The organism is Gordonia paraffinivorans NBRC 108238, from assembly GCF_000344155.1.
Lineage (GTDB): Bacteria > Actinomycetota > Actinomycetes > Mycobacteriales > Mycobacteriaceae > Gordonia > Gordonia paraffinivorans.
In genome coordinates this window covers 1-17,037 of the sequence record NZ_BAOQ01000058.1, presented here as the reverse complement: position 1 = coordinate 17,037, position 17,037 = coordinate 1, and the positions used below count along the sequence as shown (strand labels likewise).

Below are 17,037 nucleotides of genomic sequence, written 5' to 3'. Positions count from 1 at the left end.
GGACGCAACCGCCCTCGCTGGCGGAGCCACACGGGTGGGGAATTTAAGTGAGCATCACTGGGGAATTTCGATGAGCGCCGTCAAGTGCTGTTGCGCATCCTGGATTCGGCGGCCCTGCGGGCGGCGACCATGCAGTTGTGTGGGGACAACGCGACGACTTGCCCAGCTTAACGCTGGTGCGAGCGACGGTGCTGTGCCATCAAGGAGGTGTCCATCGGCAGACGCATCGCTCCAAAAGAGCTTGTCAAAAGAATGAGTGCCCACCGAACGCTAACGGCGTCGGTGGGCACATCTGCGCCCTATCTCGGCGGTGTCCTATCTCAGCCAGTGTGACGTGAAGCCAAGCCTGTGCGTCGCTAGTTCTTCGATACAACGAGCAGCTCGCCCTGCTCATGTTGTGCGCGTAACATCTTCTTGTCGAACTTGCCCACGCTCGTACGCGGCACCTGCTCCACGAACGTCCAGTTCTTCGGGATCCACCAGTGCGGGATTTCTTCCGGGCAAGTTTCTAAGCACCACTTGTGGAGCGTGTCAGCCGACACCTTGCGACCCGGAGCCGGAACCACCACGGCGAGAGCTGTTTCCTGCCATCTGGGGTCGGGCATCGCGACAACCGCGGCCTCAGCGACATCTGGGTGCGACATGATCCAGTTCTCGAGCTCCACAGACGAGATCCATTCGCCCCCTGACTTGATGACGTCCTTGGATCGATCAGTCAGCGTCAGGTACCCGTCCGGGCTGATGTGTCCCACGTCTCCGGTCCGCAACCAGCCATCCCGAAACCTCTCGGCGTCCTCGAGCCGGTAGTAGCTGCCTGTGACCCACGGACCCCGCACTTCGAGTTCACCGACGGACTTGTCGTCACGGGGAACAGGCAGACCGTCCTCGTCGATGAGGCGCATCTCCACCCCGCAAATTGCCCGTCCCTGTCGCTTGCGGTAAGACAATTCCTTTGTGGGGCTGATCCCGGCGGGAGGCCGACCTACCGCTGCAAGCGGGGACGTCTCAGTCATACCCCACGCCTGGATAATCTGTACGCCGAAGCGGTCCGCAAACCCTTCGATCAACGACTGCGGCACGGGAGCTCCACCACAGGCGACAAGGTCGATTGATGACAAGTCGACACCCGGATTCGCGATACCGTACTGAAGAAGATCGTTCCAGATTGTCGGTACTGCTCCTGCCTTCGTGGGGCGATGTTGTTGGATCATGTCAGCGAGCGGCGCTGCTTGAAGGTATCGATCAGGCATCAGCAAGTCCGCGCCGGCCATCAGCGACGCGTAGGGCAGACCCCAGGCGCTGGCATGAAACATCGGCACGACGGGAAGTACACGATCGGCTTCTGCGATCGCCAGAGCGTTACCGGTACACGCTGCCATGGAGTGCAGAAACACCGAGCGATGACTGTAGACGACCCCCTTGGGATCGCCTGTAGTGCCGCTCGTATAACACATACCCGCAGCCGACCGCTCGTCGGGATCGACCCAAGAGAACACTGGGGATTCCGCTGCGAGCGCGTCATGATATCGCATCACGGTCACGCCGTGCCCGTCGAGCGGGGAGGTGTCGCCGTCGCCGGTAACGAACACAACCCGAACCGTCGCCAAGCCCGGTAGGACCGCCGCCAACAACGGCACCAGCGACCCGTCCACGATAATGACCTTGTCTTCGGCGTGGTTCGCGATGAACTGCAGCTGAGCCGGTGACAACCGGATGTTCAGCGTATGCAGCACCGCGCCCATCGCGGGTACCGCAGCGTACGCTTCGAGGTGCTCCTGGTTGTTCCACAGCATCGTTGCCACGCGGTCGTCGCCGACCACGCCGACCCGACGCAGAGCATTCGCCAGACGTGCGCATCGCTCTTCAAGATCGCCGTAGGTCGCATACCGGGCAGAGCCGTTCACGGAATAGGTAATCACCTGCCTAACAGTGTGATTGGTTGCGACGTGGCGCAGTATCGATGACACTGTCATCGGCACCTCCTGCATGGTGCTTTTCATCTAACTCTCCTTTCGCGGCGGACGCTGGATCATTCGGCAGGTCCGTAATCCTGGATCTGCCAGCCGTTATCGGTCTTCAGCACGACGACTTTCAACAGTGTGGGGAGTTCGCTCGGCTGAGGGTTCTGAACATTCTGGGTCTTCTGGGTGGCGAAGACCAGCACCGTGTATTCCCCCCGGTTCTCGCTGGCGCTGCCGGTGACGCTGGTCGCCAGTACGCGTCCCGACGCTTGGACCTTGGCCTGTTTCATGATTTGGGTCAGGGTGGGTTCGACATCGTCGTATCGCTTGACCAACGCATCGCTGGCATTCTCTTTCACTTCGGTAAAGAATGCGCCGGTGTTTTGGTAGCTGTACGTGAGCGACTTTGTGGTGTAGTCCGATGCTGCCTGCGCTGCCTGCGCTCGTTGTGTGGCGGCGTCCTCCAGGGACGTCTTTGCTTGCCGCATGTCAATGTAGAGGTAAGCAAAGAGTCCGGCCAGCACCGCGAGTACTACCACGAGAGCACCGACGGCCACCACCTGGAGGCGTGCTGATCCCCAGCGCTGCTCGGCCTCGGACGTCGGGGGGCTTGCCTCGTCCGAGGCGGAAACGTCCTGTGACGTCGCAGGTTCTGTGGCACTAGTGGCGTCGCCGCGGTCTGCCTTATCGGAAGCCGTAGTCAGCTCATTTTCAGTGCCGCTGTCCTCGGATTCTGATCCGTTGTCGTGTGCGGTCATTTGCTGCCTTCTGTAAATGCTGGAGTAGGGGGAGACATCGGGCGTCAGCGGGGTGATGGCGTGACGGCGATCGGGATTTGCGCCTGTCCCCGATGGGACGCGGGGAATGTTCGCGCCAGGAGATCACCGATCGATCCGAAGTCGACGTATGTGTCTGCGACTTTCGCCGTCGCCGGTTTGACCGCGCGGGTGATGGCGACAATGTCGGGCTGAAGTATCTGGATGTAACCGCTGAGCTTTTCCACTAGCTTCAGGATTGGTGGCCATTTGTCGTAGGACGTAGAGGTGAAAACGATGAACGCACGTTGGATTCTCGCCAAACCGTCGACGGCATCCGGGGTCCGGACCGACGCGGTACTGAGCACACCGCCCACGTTCGACATGAGGCCCAGGAGGAACTCGGCATTGTCCGCGGTGGTACGGACCGCACCGTCGTCACCGACGAAGTCCACGAGGCGGTGCATCATGTCTCCGATCGTGTCGAGGTCCTTTTGCCGGCCGTCGACTGCCGCGGAGATCGTTTCGTTGATGGTCTGAATCGATGCTGGATCGAGCGCGTCGGCCACTGCCGACATTTTCGCGAGCACCTGGGGAACGGATTGCGACACGTGGATGGCGCTGGCGGGCACTAGGTCCCCACTACGCAAGTACTCACTGGTGGTGGTATCCGGTGGGATGAAGTTGATGTATTGCTCTCCCGCGACCGAGAGGTTCTGGATCGTCATGACACTGCCGCGAGGGATCTTGTAGCCGGAGTCGATGGACATGTCGACGGCGAGCTGATTATCTGTGACGCGAATAGATGTCACCTTGCCCGCCGGCACCCCCTCTAGCATCACCGGCGATGTGTCGAGCAGGCCGCCCGAGCTCTTGAGTATGGCCGAGATCGTGTAGTCGGAGCGGAACGGGTTTATTCGTGCCACGTCGATGGTCAGGTATGTTGCTCCGACGAGGAAGACGACGACAAGGGCAACCAGGGATACGACGGTGCTGCGGATCATGGCATCATTCCGATCGCTCGCAATACGTTAATGAACGACCCGGCATCACGTCGGGCTAGATCTTGGCCGTCGATAGACACGTCGGAAACGTTGATATCTGGCGAGCTGACGAATGGGATGAGCTTCTCGCGTATTACACGCGTCGCCTTGTCGGAAACATCCTTGGAGTAGATGTCCGAGTACGCGATGGACGCGATTACCGGCGCGATCGCTCCTACCGTTTCCTTGATGCGGGAATACTCAGGGTCGACGATACGGCCGGCAGATACTGCGAAGTCGCGCAGGTTGGCGATAAGTAGCGCGACGTCAATTAGCGAATAGCCCAGACCATAGAAGTTCACTCCCCCCTTGGTCAACATTCGGTCAGTACCTGACGGGTCGGCCAGGATCACTTTCAGTGTGCGATCGGCCGACTGCAGGACTACGTCGAGTTTGTCGGTGTTGGCGGACACCTCAGACACGGTGCGCAACGTCGTGCGGTAAAGCGTATCGAATTGGGCGGGGTCACTCGGAAAGGTCGAGTTCAGTGTCGATATCGCGGTATGGATTTTATCGAGTTCACCCCCGCCCAGTACATTAGCCATCCCCCGCATCACGTCCTCGACGTTGGCAGCCGGTTCGGTGCGTGAGAGAGGTATTACCGATCCCGCGTGCAGCAAGGCTTGGGTGGACTGCTGTGCGGGGGGAAGGATGGCCACATAAATCTCGCCCAGGAGAGTGTCTTGGCGGAGTTCCGCGCGCGAATCTTCCGGCAGTTGGGCGTCTTTATCAATTCGGGCGGCAACCAGCGCGTGGCCTCCGTCGTACGTGACGCTGGTGACGGCACCGACGTCAATCCCTCGAGAGAGGACTTTGGCACGGGCAGGCAAGTTCAGAGCACTCGTGAACTCGATCTCGATGTCGTAGCCGTCTCGGGCGGATGATCCGCCGATGGTCGGCGGGTTGTCGGCGTTGATGCTGCAGGCGGCGAGGGCGATGGTCGCTGCGAACAGCGTCACGATCGCGGCCGTGACACGACGAAGGTAGCCGTAGGTCATCATTGAGATTGCCCTCCGATCAAGTTAGCGATCATCGCCACTTCGTTACCCGTCCTGCAGACGCCGTTGACGGCGGGAGAGGCACACGCCGTTTTTAAGGTCTGCAGTGGGACAGACACGGCGAATGCCCGCAGGATCGACTTCGCATCCGGATGCTTGACGATGAGGTCAGCCGTTCGAGCGGCGACGGTCGCCAGGATGTTCTCTTGCTTGCCTACTTGCGCGAGGAGAGGGACCGCAGCATCACCAATTGCGAAGATCGGTGGACCGAAGTCGGACGCCAATCGCGACAGGATGGGGACGAAGGTACCTGCGTACTCTGTTGCGGCGCCGAATGTTTGACCGAAAGCAACAATCACCTCGATTGCGCCGACGAAGTTGTCGAACAGCTGGGTCACCTCAGCACTGTTCTCGGTGGCAACACCGGTTAAGGTCGCGAGGTTGGCTACAATTCTGCGTATCTGACCATCACGCCGGGTCGGATCGTTGATCAGCGTGGCCGAGTCCTTGAGAATGCCAGAGATATCGCCCTGGGTTCCCTCCATGTTCTTGGAGACGAGCGTGAGCGCCTGGAGAATCGCATCGGTGTTACGCCCGCCGTCCTTGACGAGTTCATCAGAGAGAGTGCTGATCGCGTCGAGCGTTTGACTAATCCCCAGTGGAGTCCTGGTTTTGTTCAGTGGTATGCACTTAGCCGACTCGTAATGCTCTCCGCCGCGATAGGGATGGGTGAACTCGATTTGTCTTTCGGTGACAATCGAGGTGGACACCAGGGTGGCCCCCACATCCGCGGGAAGCGGCACGGTCTTGTCGATCCGCATGTCGACACGCACGCCCCTCTGGCCCTCCTCGTGAATGCCTACGACCCTGCCCACCTTCTTGCCGAGCATCGCGACGGAGTTGCCTTCGTACAGACCTGATGCGTCGGAAAACTCCGCACATAGTGGCCGCGTGTCGTCGTCGGCTGTCGCATAGTTGATTCCTACGGCCGCGATCACTACTGCCAGTGTGACGATGGTGGCGATCGGGATCAGATGCTGACGCATCCGCTCTGTCAGCATTTTTGATCACCACTCGGGATGCAGATGCGGACAGTCGGTTCAGGACTCGCTGGACCGACCTCTGGAGCGTCGAGAAGAATGCTCAGTCGTCTGGTGATCTGATCGACCTGGGTCAGCGCGTTTGCGTAGGCGGGCATCTGGGCCGACACCTTGTTCAGAAGGGTCTTGAACTGTTGTACCGATGGTTCTATTCCGTCGCGGTACGCGACAAGCGGTCGGGTCAGTAGCTTGAAAAGACGGCGCAGATAATCGAATCCGCTCTGGACGTTGGCGATGTCTGGTCCAAGGGTGCGGGCAAGGAAGCTGAGCTGGCGGAGGAAGTCCACGAGTACCTGCTTGCGGTTTGCGAGGGCGGCGACGTACTCATCGGACAACGTCATCGTCTTGTCGAGTTGTGCGTACTGACGTTGCAGTAGGTCCATCAGGCTGCTCGCGTTTTGCAGGGCATCAGGGATATTGGTGTTTCCGTCGGAGAAAGCATTCTGTAGCAGCGCCGCTGTGCGCCGTAGATCAACACCACGCACGTCACGGAACACCGGTGTGGTTGTCTCAAGCGTGCTGGAAATGTCGTAGGTGCTGCTTGTCTGCTCCAGTGGGATTGCACCGTCGAGGGCCGACGGGCCTGAACCTGGGTCGAGGTCCAATACACGTCCACCAATAGGGGTGATGAGACGGACGTTCGCCGTCGCGTCCGACCGAACGGCAATCGAGTCATCCAGCCGGAATCGCACGGTGATGAACGTTCCGGTCAGGTCGACTGACGCGACCTTGCCTTTCCTGATCCCGGCGATACGTACCTGGTCGCCGGCTTCCAATCCGCCGGTATTGACTAACTTGGCACTGTAGATAGTTTGTCCGGGCGGTGAAATGTACACAGCACCCGCCACGACGAGGCCGGCCACCGTGACCATCGTAACGACTCCCGCCAGGATGAGGTCGCGCCGACGCTGCGGGCGGTGATGCGGACGCTTATCGAAGAAGCGGGTCACTGGCACACCACCAGTCGTTGACCCATCAGGGCGATCTGCGCTGTTCTCGGTAGGTCGAGCACTCCTCGGGCGCACCCTGCCGCCGAGGACGAAGGTGTCGCTTTGGATGTAGCTTCCAGGGCGTCCAGGAGTGGCTTCAGGAGAACGGCACCGTTCAGTAAGCTTTCTGTATCCCCTGGCTCCCGCACCAATCTCTGATAAATGGCCGCGAAGCTGGTGTCGTAGGTCGACTCGATCTGCTCACCGGAGAGCACAGTCTTCGCCATCGAACGGTTGACCTCCCGCAGCGAGGCCCTCAGGCGATCGCTCACGCGGCTGAACGCATCGACGATTGACCCCAATTTGTCTATCAACTCGACCAGTTCGGCGGAGCGCCCCATCAACTGATCAGACACCTGTCCCAGGCTCGTCACAATGTTGGTGATGATCTCTGAACGCTGGTTCCCGTACTCGGTGATGTTCGCGACTTGCTTCATGACTGGTGCGATACCTCGACCGTCCCCCTGGGCGACCCGTAGCAGGTTCGACTGAAGCTCATTGATCTCGGCCGTATTCAATGTATCGAATACTGGTTTGAAACTGTTGAATAGTGTCGATACGTCGAACGACGGGACGGTCTTGTCAAGTGCCACCTGTGTGATCGACTCCTGGTCGGCGCCTTGTCCGGCATTGATGAGCTCCACATACCGTTGTCCCAGCAGGTTTTGGTAACGGACGGCGGCAGTCGTCGCGGGGGTAATCGAGACGCCGTCGTCCAGTTGGAAACGGACGATCGCTGTTGATCCCTTCAGGTCGACAGCCGTTACATATCCCACCTTCACTCCAGCGAGTCGTACCCCGTCGCGGGGCTTGAGTCCGGAAGCGTCGGCAAAAACCGCGGAACGCTGCGAACTCGAGGATCCTTCGTTGGTCGGCTGCAGAATCGCGATGATGACATACGTAAGGACGCCGATGACAGCGGTGAACGCGGTGATCTTAATGATTGTGGGTGTCAGAGACCTCAGAGTCATCCCGTGGGCCCCCCCATTCTCAATGCGCTTTGTAGAGCAGGTGAGGTCTGGACCACCAGTGCTAGCTGGAGCTGGACTCGGTCGCCGAATTTCGGCAAGGCTTTGTCGATGCCATCGAGGATCTGCGGGATCGTGTACACCGTGCGAACGAGCCCCGAGGCGGATCTGGCGACGGGCCGCGCTAGATCAAGGCCGACGTCTAACAGCGAACTCAGGGCCGGGTAATTCTTGTCGAGCAGTCCGCCGAGTGCACCGAACAGAACCTTTCCCGTGTCGCCGAGATTGCTTTTCGTGCGATCGATGTTCTGTTGAGTGGCGAAAAAGTCAGCGATATCGACGTTCTTCAAGACGCCAGGGACGAACGGCGTCATGAAGTCGGCGACTCCGGTGGACAGATTGGCTGCAATTTCTAGGTCCTCCCCGACCGGCCGTTTCTGGACATCCCGCGTGAGCTTCGCGATCTGGAATACGAGTTTTCCGCTATCAGCAATTGCCTGCGAGTCCTCGACGATGAACCTCAACACCGCTTCAAACGAGGGCTGGTCCAGTGCCTCGACCAGCGTGGAGATCTTGCGAACAAGTGTTGACACCGAGGTCTGTTCAGATTGCAACCTGCTTACGTAGACACTCTCGCCGGAACCGATGGGCGGTCCGTGTCCAGGATCTACGATTTCCAGTGCCGTCGGTCCCAGTGCGTTTGCCGAAGTGTAATTCACCGTCATGCCCTGCCGGAGATCTAGGTCGTTGCCGGAACCGGTGAAGTTGATTTTGACCGTCGCGCCACGGTCTCGAACCGAGATGCTCGAGACCTCGCCCACGGTGAACCCAAGGTACTTCACCTCCGATCCCCCCTTCAATCCGTCGCCTATCGCGTCGGTGTTGATGGTCAACGACGTGTGATCGCTGAAGTCACCGTTAGCGTCACTTATCAGTAAGTAGGCAGCTATCGCGCCGAGGATTAAGAGGGCGACCCCCCGAAGGACCAGGTTCCCGTGCGATGGTTCGCGCCCGGACGGATCATGAAAGACAGCCACTGAACCCCCCTACCCAGAAATCCGTACGCCGGAATCGAATCCCCACATCAGAAGTGTCAGAATCATGTCCTCCACGACGATGACGATGAGGCTCGTGCGGATCGCGCGGCCGGACGCCCGGCCTACCCCCTCAGCTCCGCCTGTGGCGAAGTAGCCCTGATAGCTATGGATAATCACTACGGAAACGACAAATACAAGAACTTTGATGAGCGAGAAGATAAGGTCCTGAGGTTTGAGGAACTGGTCGAAATAGAAATCATAAGTGCCGCCGGATTGGCCGTGTACCTGTGTGACGACGAGCTTAGCGGCCGCGAATCCGAGAATAAGCGCGATGATGTACAAAGGAATCACGGTCGTGATCGACGCCACTACGCGAGTGCTGACGACGAAGGGAATGGGACGTACCGCCATAGCCTCGAGAGCGTCGATCTCCTCGGAAATGCGCATCGAGCCTATCTCAGCTGTCAACCGGCAGCCGGCTTGTGCTGCGAACCCGATCGCAGCGATCATTGGCGCAAGCTCTCGGGTGTTAGCGTAGGAAGAGATGAATCCAGTCAGTGAACCCATCCCTACGAGGTCCAGCGAGGCGTAACCCTGGATACCGATTGAGGCGCCGACGGCGATGCCGAGGATGGCGAGGACGATGGCCGTTCCACCACCGACCAAGACTGCACCTCTACCCCAGGCGAATTCTTGTATGTAGAGCAGGGTTTGGCGCCGGTATGTGGTGATGACATGGCGGATGCCGAGGACCGCGGCGATCACAAAGGTCGCGACGTGCCCCAAACGTTCAGGTACTTGTGCAACGGGCGCGATCACGGCACCGACCGGCCGGGTGGCGGCGGAGAACCTCCGGGAGGGAACGGTGGTCACGAGGCGTTTCTCATCCAATGGTTTGGGGGACGAACATGGTTGTTAGTTGCGTGATAAAGACATTGATCACGAAGCACGCGACGACACCCAGCACTACGGTGGCATTGACCGAGGTTGCGACGCCTTTAGGGCCGCCCTTCGTCGACAGCCCGCGGTGACAAGCAATCGTCACCACGACAAGTCCGAACACAAGCGATTTGCATAGAGCGACAACGATGTCGGTTACCGATGCGAACGACGCGAACGATGCGACATAGCTGCCGGGTGTGATGCCTTGGACATCGACGCTGATGGCGTAGCCCGCCAGCAGCCCGGTGAAGACGATCAGCATGCAGAGCATCGGCGCAGTGATCAACACAGATACGAACCGAGGTGCTACGACGCGCCTGGTGGGGTTGAGTCCGAGTGTCTCCATGGCGGCAATTTCTTCGCGAATCGTTCGAGCGCCCAAATCAGAGGCAATCGCTGATCCGGCCGCGCCCCCGAGTAGAAGGGCGGTAACGATGGGCGCTCCCTGTTGAATGATCCCGAGGCCCCCAGCGGCGCCAGCAATTGACGTGGCCCCAACTTGCTGAGTGAGGCTTCCCACTTGTACCGACACGATGACACCGAATGGCACAGCTACCAGAATCGCGGGCAGAGTCGTCACGACAATAACGAACCAAGTCTGCGATACGGCTTCGCGAAACGGAAACCGTCCCGTAGCAATGTCTACCGCTACCCACCGCAGGGCCTGGCCAGCCAAGCCGACTGTGTTACCAAAAGTGGCAGCGCCGTCCAGGATGTGGTTGGCGCCAGCTCTACTGGTGATGGCTATCTCCTCCCCCTAGGCGTGTGGTCTATGCCACTCATGCGAGTGTGCGTAATGGACAGTATCAGGTACTAGCGGTATTACCTATAGTGTCCATGGGCAGCCGTGTTTGGGGCCGGTTCCCCACACCTCATCGATCCCACACCCTGCTGCGTAGGTAGCGGGCTCAGACAAGGACAACGATCAGAGATGACCTCCGAAGCAAGACTGCCGGCGCACTCGTCCCAGTGCATGGGCTGCGGAAGCGACAACCCCCACGGACTTCAACTTGAGGTCTACCGGAGCGGCGAGCGGGTGTACGCCGATCACACCTTCGACGAGAAACACGTCGGCGCGCCAGGGTTGGCACACGGTGGCGCGATCTCGGCCGCCTGCGACGACATCATGGGTTTCACCCTGTGGATCGCGCGGACCCCCGCGGTGACCCGCACTCTGACCGTCGAATATCGCCGGCCGGTCCCTCTCCACACTCCCATGCGCCTCACTGCCTGGATTGACCACGAGTCGGATCGTCTACTGCACATCGCGGCCGCTGGATCGTTAGATGCTCAAACGTATTTCACCTCTAGCGGTGTCTTCGTCAAGGTCGACGTCGCTCATTTCCGACGGTATGCCGACGTATCAACAATCGATGACTTCTTCACCAACTTCACGCGGACAGACTGACGCCGCATCGGCCCATAGACCTGGAGAGAGATTGCGAGTGCCGTGTCTTCCCATTCCGGGTGAGTGCCGAGCTGATGGCACGAAGGGTTCCTGCTGGACAGGATGCCAGGCATGTCTGGACGAGTTGATCGTTGCCAAGGGAAGGTGATGCAGGTCGGTGAGTGCGGCGGCAGCGGTAGCTGGGTCACGGGCGTTCCTTCTCGACGGTGCTGGCTAGCGGCGGGCGCGGGATCGACCTGTGCTGGGCCGGTTCAGCCGGGCTCCTCGATGCGCCTGCGTCCGGGGAAGCGCGGCCGGGCGCCCAGACCAGCAGGATCGCGGCACCCGCCGCCGCGATGAGTGCGAGGACGATCGCGGACTGCTCGACGCCGTGCAGGAACGCGGACTTGGCGAAGTCGGCGAGTTGCTGGCCGGCCGGTCCCGCCCGATCGGCGACCTCGAGGGCACCGGCGAGTGAGTCGGCGACCGGGCCCCGCGCCTCCGGTGGGAGCCGCGCGACCGCCGGGGCGATGTTGTGGCTGTACCCGGCGGCCAGGACACTGCCGGCGACCGCGATGCCGATCGCCGCGCCGACCTCGCGGGTGGCGTCGTTGACCGCCGCGGCGACCCCGTGCTTGTCGACCGCGGTGTCCGCGACGATAGCCGCCGTCGCCGGCGCCGCGGTCAGGCCCAGACCCGAGCTCATGATCAGCGTCGGCCACATCACGTCGAGGTAGGTGGAGTCCAAATCCAGCCGGCTGATGAAGTAGAACCCCGCGGCGATGGCGAGCAGACCGGTCACCGTCATCAACCGCAACCCCAGCCGGGTCGTCATCCACGGTGCGACCGCCGACAAGAGCACCAATGGCACCATCATCGGCGCCAAGGCCAGCGCTGAACCCAACGGGCTGTATCCAAAGATCAACTGCAGGTATTGGACGAGGACCAGGAAGACACCGAACGTCACCAGGAACTGGATGGTGATGGAGAACGATCCGCTCCCGAAGCCACGACGGGCGAAGAACCGCACATCGAGCAGCGGATGATCCGCCCGCAACTCCCACACCACGAACACCCCTGTGGCCACCACCCCCAGCCCGAACCCGGCGACCACCACGGGATCCGACCAGCCGCGTACTGGGGCTTCGATGATGGCGAGCACCACTAGTCCGACCGCGAACACCACCGCGACCGATCCGATCACATCCATCAGCGGTGGATTTTCCTGGCGGGATTCGGGAATGGTGAAGGCACACAACAGCAGAAACACCCCCACCGCGGTCAGGCCGACGAAGATCGACTGCCACGACCAGTAGTTGAGCAGCAGCCCCGACCCGAGAATCCCCAGCAGACCCCCGGACCCGGCGACCCCCGCCCAGATCCCGACCGCACGCCCCCGCTGCTGCTCGGGGAATCCCGCAGTCAGGATCGACAGCGTGGACGGCATCATGAACGCCGCACCCACCCCGGCCGCTGCCCGCGCCGCGATCAACCACCACGGTGTCGATACCAACAGTGGCACCGCCGAGGCCAGCGAAAACAGCGCCAACCCCACGATCAGCACCGCCCGCCGGCCGTAGCGGTCACCCAGGGCCCCGGCGGGCAACACCAGACACGCCAGCACCAGCGTGTACCCGTCGACCACCCAGGTGAGCTGGGTTTGCGTCGCCCCGGTGGCTACCGCAATGTTCGGAAGCGCGGTGTACAGGGCCGCCATTGAGGCGACCACCAGGGCCACCGACAGGCACGAGACCACCAACGTCCACTTCTGCGCCCGCGACAGCAGTACTCGATCATCGGCGGTCATGCAGCCACCTCCACTTAACGCTACAGTTGGTAGCGTTCCACTACCATGAGTAGCACAATGCGGGGAGCGGGGATAGTGCCTGCGGCTGATCCGGCGGCACAATTACGAGGTGGGCGAAGAGATGATCAACCAGAACACCGACGACGACGAGGACCGGCTCGTGGATCCCCGGAAGGCACGCTCACGCGCACGACTGCTCGACGCGGCGACGTCCCTGCTCTCGACCGGCGGTATCGAGGCCGTCACGATCGACGCGGTCACCAAGGCGTCCAAGGTCGCGCGGACTACCCTCTACCGGCACTTCACCGACAGCACCCAACTCCTGGCCGCGGCGTTCGAGCGTCTGCTACCCCCGGTCACCGCGCCGCCGGCGTCCGGAACGATCCGTGAACAGTTGATCGAACTGCTGGACCGTCAGGCCAAGCTCATCGAGGAAGCCCCCGCCCAACTGACGATGCTCGGGTGGCTCGCCCTCGGGTCCGCCCAACCCGGCACGGCCGAGGCGACATCGCATCCCGAAGAAGACCGCAACCCGGTCAGTTCCCTTCGCGCACGGGTGGTCAACCAATACCGCGAACCGTTCGACCGGATCCTGGGCAGCCCCGAAGCCCAGCAAGAACTCGGTCGCTTCGACACCAATCTCGCCCTGACCCAACTCGTCGGACCCATCATCTTCACCCGGCTCACCGCACTCCCGCCGATCGGCCCGGCTGAACGACAGCAACTCGTCGACGACTTTCTCGCTGCACGCTCTGCGCAACGCGCGCTGACAGTGACCCCGCACTGATCTCTGATTCAGCACCCGCCCGAGGCGGCGGGCTGGGACGTCAATTCGGCGATCAGCGCCTCGACGCGGGTTTTAATCTCGTCGCGGATCGGGGCGAATCGCTTCCACGCCCTGGCCCGGCCGGGTCGTCAAGGACCCAAGTCCCGGTAGCTCTTGCCCGGGGAAGATGGGGCAGCTGTCACCGCAGCCCATGGTGATCACCACATTTGAGGCTTGCGCGGCATCGGTGGTGATGATTTTCGGTGTTTGCGCCGTGATGTCGATGCCCACCTCGGCCATCGCCTCGACGGCAGCGGATTTGAAGCTGTCGGTGGGGACGCTTCCGGCGGAGCGGACCTCCATCGCATCGCCCGGCGAGGCGCGAGAGGAAACCGGCGGCCATCTGCGAGCGTCCGGCGTTGTACACGCAGACGAACAACTCGCTGGGGGTGATGGACGTGATTTGAGATCCCTTCGTCAGGAGGGACAGGAAGCAGATGGAGGACAGGCAGGAACGGGAGTGGTCAACTCGCGCAACAAATTTTGGACCCTGGTGTCCAGGTCGTCGCGGATGGCGCGGACCGTCTCGAGAGTTTGACCCTGCGGATCGTCGAGGGTCCGGTCGAGGTAGCGCTTGCCGGGATAGATGGCGCAGGCATCGCCGCTGCCCATCGAGACCACCACATAGGCGGCGGCCAACACATCATCGGTCAGCGGTTTCGGGTATTTGGCGCCCAGATCCAGACCGATCTCCTTCATCGCGTCGATGACCATCGGGTTGATGGCATTGACCGGTGCCGACCCGGCCGAGCGCACGTGCACACCGCGGGTGGCTGTTATGGGTGCGGAAAAGTGATGTCGCCGTGAGGCGCCCGCGCCCGCACGCCGGGTGCGCACCCTCCGGCCCCGGGCGGTCTTACTAGCCCCGTGGTCGAACCCGTTTCGACACACGTGGCATTCTTCGCCCAAATCACTTGATAACAACAGTGTTCGGCGGCGAATGCCGCGGTTGGGCCATTTGGTTTCATAGCTCCTTACGCAAGATCCACTGCGGACGTGAAGCCCTAGATTGACCTCGACTCGTTCACGCAAAGCGGTAAGAACCGAATGGCGAAAATGATTGCAGGACAACGTATTTAACGCTATAATTGAGCTGATGGGAATGGCGACTGAGAGTGTTTGTCAAATATTGCTGGTCCCAATATTGACCGTCCACCAGCCACGAACGCAGCCTGAAACCGACAGCACAGAAGAGGAGCAGGAAGGTGACCGTCATGATGGACACCCCCGACGTCGAGCGCCAGGTCGACTCCCGGCCCCGGGCGGTCGAGCCCCTCCCCGAGCTCGAAACCGTCGCCGACGGCCAGGACCTGACTCTCGCCGGTGCGATCGCCGATCCTGAAGCTCTCGAAGATGCGCTGCGTCTCGAGGTGGACATGCTCACCGCCCTGGTCTGGGCACCGCCGCAGCTCGCCCGGTCGGTGGTCGAGGCCATCATCGGAACCCACGCCGACCGGCAGGCAGGCACCACCGCCACCGTTCTTCCCGCCGGCAGCGTGCTGTTCTGGCGCGACGCTCATCAAGCCGTCTGGGACACCGTCGTCACCCTCCTCGACGAGGGAAGCCCCGCCACCCCGGTGCTGGTCAATGCGCGTTTGGCAGAGCAGGAGCTGACCACCCGCACCCGCGGGATCATGCTCGAGATTGCCTCCCCCCGACACGGCCGCCCCGTCGCCGACAGCGCCGACCTGCCCTACCTTGCTGCTGCCCTCATCGACGCCTGGTACCGGCGCGGCTACACCGCACTGCTGACCCGCATGACCCAGGTCACCAACGAGTGCCCCACCGTCGAACTCGCCGGCCACTGGACCGCCCTCACCACCCACCAACAAGCCGCCGAAACCCGCTGGCTCGCCATCCGCGACGCCCTTGCCCGCACCTGAACCGAAAGGGACACGCTGCGATGACCGACGACGACCCCGACGCCCAGGACCGCGAGCTCCAGGACCTCGCCGCTGACATGCGCGAGCACGGCCGCAGCTGGACCGACATCGCCCACGACCTCGCGCTGCCCGAGGTAACCGTCAAACGCGCTGTCGACCACGCCCACCAGCGTGCCGCTGAACTCGCCGCACGCGACCAGATCTCCCTGTTCTGACCGGTAGAATCGAGGAAACCTAGGAGGTTGGTCATGGCCGCACCGCGCACCACCTATACCCGCACCGAAGACGAGATTATCGCCGCCGTCACCGCCGGCCATGTCATGGCCGGCATGCCGCCCACTGATGAGGACATCGCCGCTGTACGCCGGGTAATCCGTGGCGAGTCGACCGTGGAAGAGGAACTCGCGCAGTTCCGGGGGACGTTGCGGAGCGGAAAGAACACCTAACCGCCCGATGGTAGCGGACGACCGAGGGGCCAAGGAGGTACTTGAGAACCTACTCGGCCTCACCGACGCTGATGAACTTCAACGCTATGAACGCCGCGCTGCGGCACTACGCGTCGCACAACTCGAAGAACATCCCGACTTGATTGTCGGCGACTTCGACTTTCCTCACCTTCAGGCCCTCCACGCCTACATCCTTCAAGACGTCTATCCGTGGGCTGGGGAACCTCGTCGGTACGGCCAAGAGACGATGGCGATGGGAATGCCGCATTGCCGCGCGGAGTTTCTCGACGCCGAGATAGACCGCGTGTTCACCGCGATTGACCGTCATCGTCCCTCTCCCGATGATCGCGACGCTGCGATCGTCACCGTCGCAGATCACTGGGGCGAGCTCACCGGGGTGCATCCTTTCCGTGACGGGAATTCCCGTAGTCAGCGCTTGTTCTTCGACCGCTACCTCCGTGAGTCGGGCTGGGCACTAGACTGGTCGCAGGTCGATGCCACCGCAGTACACGCGGCCCGCCACGTCGCAATGGCCACCGTCGACTCCAGTTACCTCGCTGCGACGCTGCGCCCTGGAATCCGCCGCCTCGGGGAGGTTCCGGCCGGGACGCTCACCGCCACCCAGGGCACCCGCGACGCTGGCCGCTCGGTCGAGATCTTCCACGCCATGCTCAACCACAAACGACAAGGCGGGACCGCCGCCACCTTCACCCTCAACGACGCCCAGCCGGAGACCGAGACTCCGGCCCAACGGGCGGCACGTATCGCCACGCGTGGGGTGTCGCGCCAGACCCCCCACAACCACGTCCGCGGCGGCCACCCCGACCACCCAACAGCGACCCACAGCATGGCACCGCTCCACGTCCCAGGGGCGCGGCCGATAGCCTCCTGCGCC

Annotated in this window: 18 protein-coding genes and 2 pseudogenes; 6 read left to right on the top strand and 14 right to left on the bottom strand. The window is 61.7% G+C overall.

All coding sequences use genetic code 11. From position 1 onward, the window contains the following. Positions 1-356: 356 nt before the first annotated feature. From GP2_RS20045 to GP2_RS20000, 10 genes are read right to left on the bottom strand one after another with little or no spacing between them, the layout of a single operon-like run. The gene (locus tag GP2_RS20045) at positions 357-2,000 is read right to left on the bottom strand and encodes a long-chain fatty acid--CoA ligase (protein ID WP_006902459.1); all 1,644 of its coding nucleotides are present in this window, start codon (positions 1,998-2,000) and stop codon (positions 357-359) included. 29 nt (positions 2,001-2,029) lie between these two features. After that, positions 2,030-2,719 (bottom strand): hypothetical protein, encoded by a 690-nt coding sequence (locus GP2_RS20040; protein ID WP_006902458.1) that lies wholly within the window; start codon positions 2,717-2,719, stop codon positions 2,030-2,032. Positions 2,720-2,763: 44 nt separating this feature from the next. After that, positions 2,764-3,720, bottom strand: a complete 957-nt coding sequence (locus tag GP2_RS20035) for an MlaD family protein (RefSeq protein WP_006902457.1) — start codon at positions 3,718-3,720, stop codon at positions 2,764-2,766. After that, positions 3,717-4,760 carry an MlaD family protein gene (locus GP2_RS20030; protein ID WP_006902456.1) on the bottom strand — a complete coding sequence of 348 codons (1,044 nt, stop codon included), beginning with the start codon at positions 4,758-4,760 and terminating at the stop codon, positions 3,717-3,719. The genes GP2_RS20035 and GP2_RS20030 overlap by 4 nt, the downstream gene beginning before the upstream one ends. Beyond that, positions 4,757-5,818, bottom strand: coding sequence for an MlaD family protein (locus GP2_RS20025; RefSeq protein ID WP_006902454.1), 1,062 nt, complete (start codon positions 5,816-5,818; stop codon positions 4,757-4,759). Before GP2_RS20025 ends, GP2_RS20030 begins: the two co-directional genes overlap by 4 nt. After that, entirely contained in the window at positions 5,812-6,807 is a 996-nt protein-coding gene (locus GP2_RS20020; RefSeq protein WP_006902453.1) for an MlaD family protein, read from the bottom strand. Before GP2_RS20020 ends, GP2_RS20025 begins: the two co-directional genes overlap by 7 nt. Then, entirely contained in the window at positions 6,804-7,817 is a 1,014-nt protein-coding gene (locus tag GP2_RS20015; protein ID WP_006902452.1) for an MlaD family protein, read from the bottom strand. The genes GP2_RS20020 and GP2_RS20015 overlap by 4 nt, the downstream gene beginning before the upstream one ends. Continuing rightward, the gene (locus tag GP2_RS20010; RefSeq protein WP_006902450.1) at positions 7,814-8,851 is read right to left on the bottom strand and encodes an MlaD family protein; all 1,038 of its coding nucleotides are present in this window, start codon (positions 8,849-8,851) and stop codon (positions 7,814-7,816) included. The genes GP2_RS20015 and GP2_RS20010 overlap by 4 nt, the downstream gene beginning before the upstream one ends. 9 nt (positions 8,852-8,860) lie before the next feature. Continuing rightward, a complete protein-coding gene (locus GP2_RS20005) occupies positions 8,861-9,724 on the bottom strand; it encodes an ABC transporter permease (protein ID WP_006369623.1) in 864 nt (287 codons plus the stop codon). Positions 9,725-9,734: 10 nt separating this feature from the next. Then, on the bottom strand, positions 9,735-10,469 hold the full coding sequence (locus GP2_RS20000; RefSeq protein WP_005194985.1) for an MlaE family ABC transporter permease: 735 nt from the start codon (positions 10,467-10,469) through the stop codon (positions 9,735-9,737). Positions 10,470-10,724: 255 nt separating this feature from the next. Between GP2_RS20000 and GP2_RS19995 the strand changes: the two genes are divergently transcribed. Continuing rightward, positions 10,725-11,201, top strand: a complete 477-nt coding sequence (locus GP2_RS19995; RefSeq protein WP_006902447.1) for a PaaI family thioesterase — start codon at positions 10,725-10,727, stop codon at positions 11,199-11,201. A 184-nt stretch (positions 11,202-11,385) separates the two neighbouring features. Here GP2_RS19995 and GP2_RS19990 read toward each other — a convergent pair whose 3' ends face one another. Next, positions 11,386-12,987 carry an MFS transporter gene (locus GP2_RS19990; protein ID WP_006902445.1) on the bottom strand — a complete coding sequence of 534 codons (1,602 nt, stop codon included), beginning with the start codon at positions 12,985-12,987 and terminating at the stop codon, positions 11,386-11,388. Positions 12,988-13,108: 121 nt separating this feature from the next. On the opposite strand from GP2_RS19990, the gene GP2_RS19985 reads away from it, so the two are divergent. Continuing rightward, positions 13,109-13,774, top strand: a complete 666-nt coding sequence (locus tag GP2_RS19985) for a TetR/AcrR family transcriptional regulator (RefSeq protein WP_006902444.1) — start codon at positions 13,109-13,111, stop codon at positions 13,772-13,774. A gap of 8 nt (positions 13,775-13,782) precedes the next feature. Here the strand turns inward: GP2_RS19985 and GP2_RS19980 are convergent. The 3 genes and pseudogenes from GP2_RS19980 to GP2_RS21745 all read right to left on the bottom strand — a co-directional run bounded on the left by GP2_RS19980 (position 13,783) and on the right by GP2_RS21745 (position 15,029). After that, positions 13,783-14,156: pseudogene (locus GP2_RS19980) on the bottom strand (arsenate reductase/protein-tyrosine-phosphatase family protein). A 74-nt stretch (positions 14,157-14,230) separates the two neighbouring features. Beyond that, positions 14,231-14,575, bottom strand: a pseudogene (locus GP2_RS19975) (arsenate-mycothiol transferase ArsC); the annotation flags it as partial. A gap of 262 nt (positions 14,576-14,837) precedes the next feature. Then, positions 14,838-15,029: a hypothetical protein gene (locus GP2_RS21745; RefSeq protein WP_157211741.1), complete on the bottom strand. Its 192-nt coding sequence runs from the start codon at positions 15,027-15,029 to the stop codon at positions 14,838-14,840. On the opposite strand from GP2_RS21745, the gene GP2_RS19970 reads away from it, so the two are divergent. The 4 genes from GP2_RS19970 to GP2_RS19955 form a co-directional block, all read left to right on the top strand. Next, complete coding sequence (locus GP2_RS19970) at positions 15,019-15,696, top strand: hypothetical protein (protein ID WP_006902440.1); 678 nt, start codon at positions 15,019-15,021, stop codon at positions 15,694-15,696. The genes GP2_RS21745 and GP2_RS19970 overlap by 11 nt on opposite strands. Positions 15,697-15,716: 20 nt before the next feature. Next, complete coding sequence (locus GP2_RS19965; protein ID WP_006902439.1) at positions 15,717-15,911, top strand: hypothetical protein; 195 nt, start codon at positions 15,717-15,719, stop codon at positions 15,909-15,911. Between the two features lie 33 nt (positions 15,912-15,944). Then, positions 15,945-16,142: an antitoxin VbhA family protein gene (locus GP2_RS19960; RefSeq protein WP_006902438.1), complete on the top strand. Its 198-nt coding sequence runs from the start codon at positions 15,945-15,947 to the stop codon at positions 16,140-16,142. Between the two features lie 7 nt (positions 16,143-16,149). Continuing rightward, positions 16,150-17,037, top strand: an 888-nt coding sequence (locus GP2_RS19955; protein WP_006902437.1) for a Fic/DOC family protein, incomplete at its 3' end; no start/stop codon positions are given.

Coding starts and splice junctions, on each gene's coding strand:
- GP2_RS20040 (WP_006902458.1), bottom strand. CDS start 2,719: ATGACCGCACACGACAACGGATCAGAATCCGAGGACAGCGGCACTGAA.
- GP2_RS19995 (WP_006902447.1), top strand. CDS start 10,725: ATGACCTCCGAAGCAAGACTGCCGGCGCACTCGTCCCAGTGCATGGGC.
- GP2_RS20030 (WP_006902456.1), bottom strand. CDS start 4,760: ATGATGACCTACGGCTACCTTCGTCGTGTCACGGCCGCGATCGTGACG.
- GP2_RS21745 (WP_157211741.1), bottom strand. CDS start 15,029: ATGACGGTCACCTTCCTGCTCCTCTTCTGTGCTGTCGGTTTCAGGCTG.
- GP2_RS20025 (WP_006902454.1), bottom strand. CDS start 5,818: ATGCTGACAGAGCGGATGCGTCAGCATCTGATCCCGATCGCCACCATC.
- GP2_RS19960 (WP_006902438.1), top strand. CDS start 15,945: ATGGCCGCACCGCGCACCACCTATACCCGCACCGAAGACGAGATTATC.
- GP2_RS19965 (WP_006902439.1), top strand. CDS start 15,717: ATGACCGACGACGACCCCGACGCCCAGGACCGCGAGCTCCAGGACCTC.
- GP2_RS20015 (WP_006902452.1), bottom strand. CDS start 7,817: ATGACTCTGAGGTCTCTGACACCCACAATCATTAAGATCACCGCGTTC.
- GP2_RS19990 (WP_006902445.1), bottom strand. CDS start 12,987: ATGACCGCCGATGATCGAGTACTGCTGTCGCGGGCGCAGAAGTGGACG.
- GP2_RS20035 (WP_006902457.1), bottom strand. CDS start 3,720: ATGATCCGCAGCACCGTCGTATCCCTGGTTGCCCTTGTCGTCGTCTTC.
- GP2_RS19985 (WP_006902444.1), top strand. CDS start 13,109: ATGATCAACCAGAACACCGACGACGACGAGGACCGGCTCGTGGATCCC.
- GP2_RS20045 (WP_006902459.1), bottom strand. CDS start 2,000: ATGAAAAGCACCATGCAGGAGGTGCCGATGACAGTGTCATCGATACTG.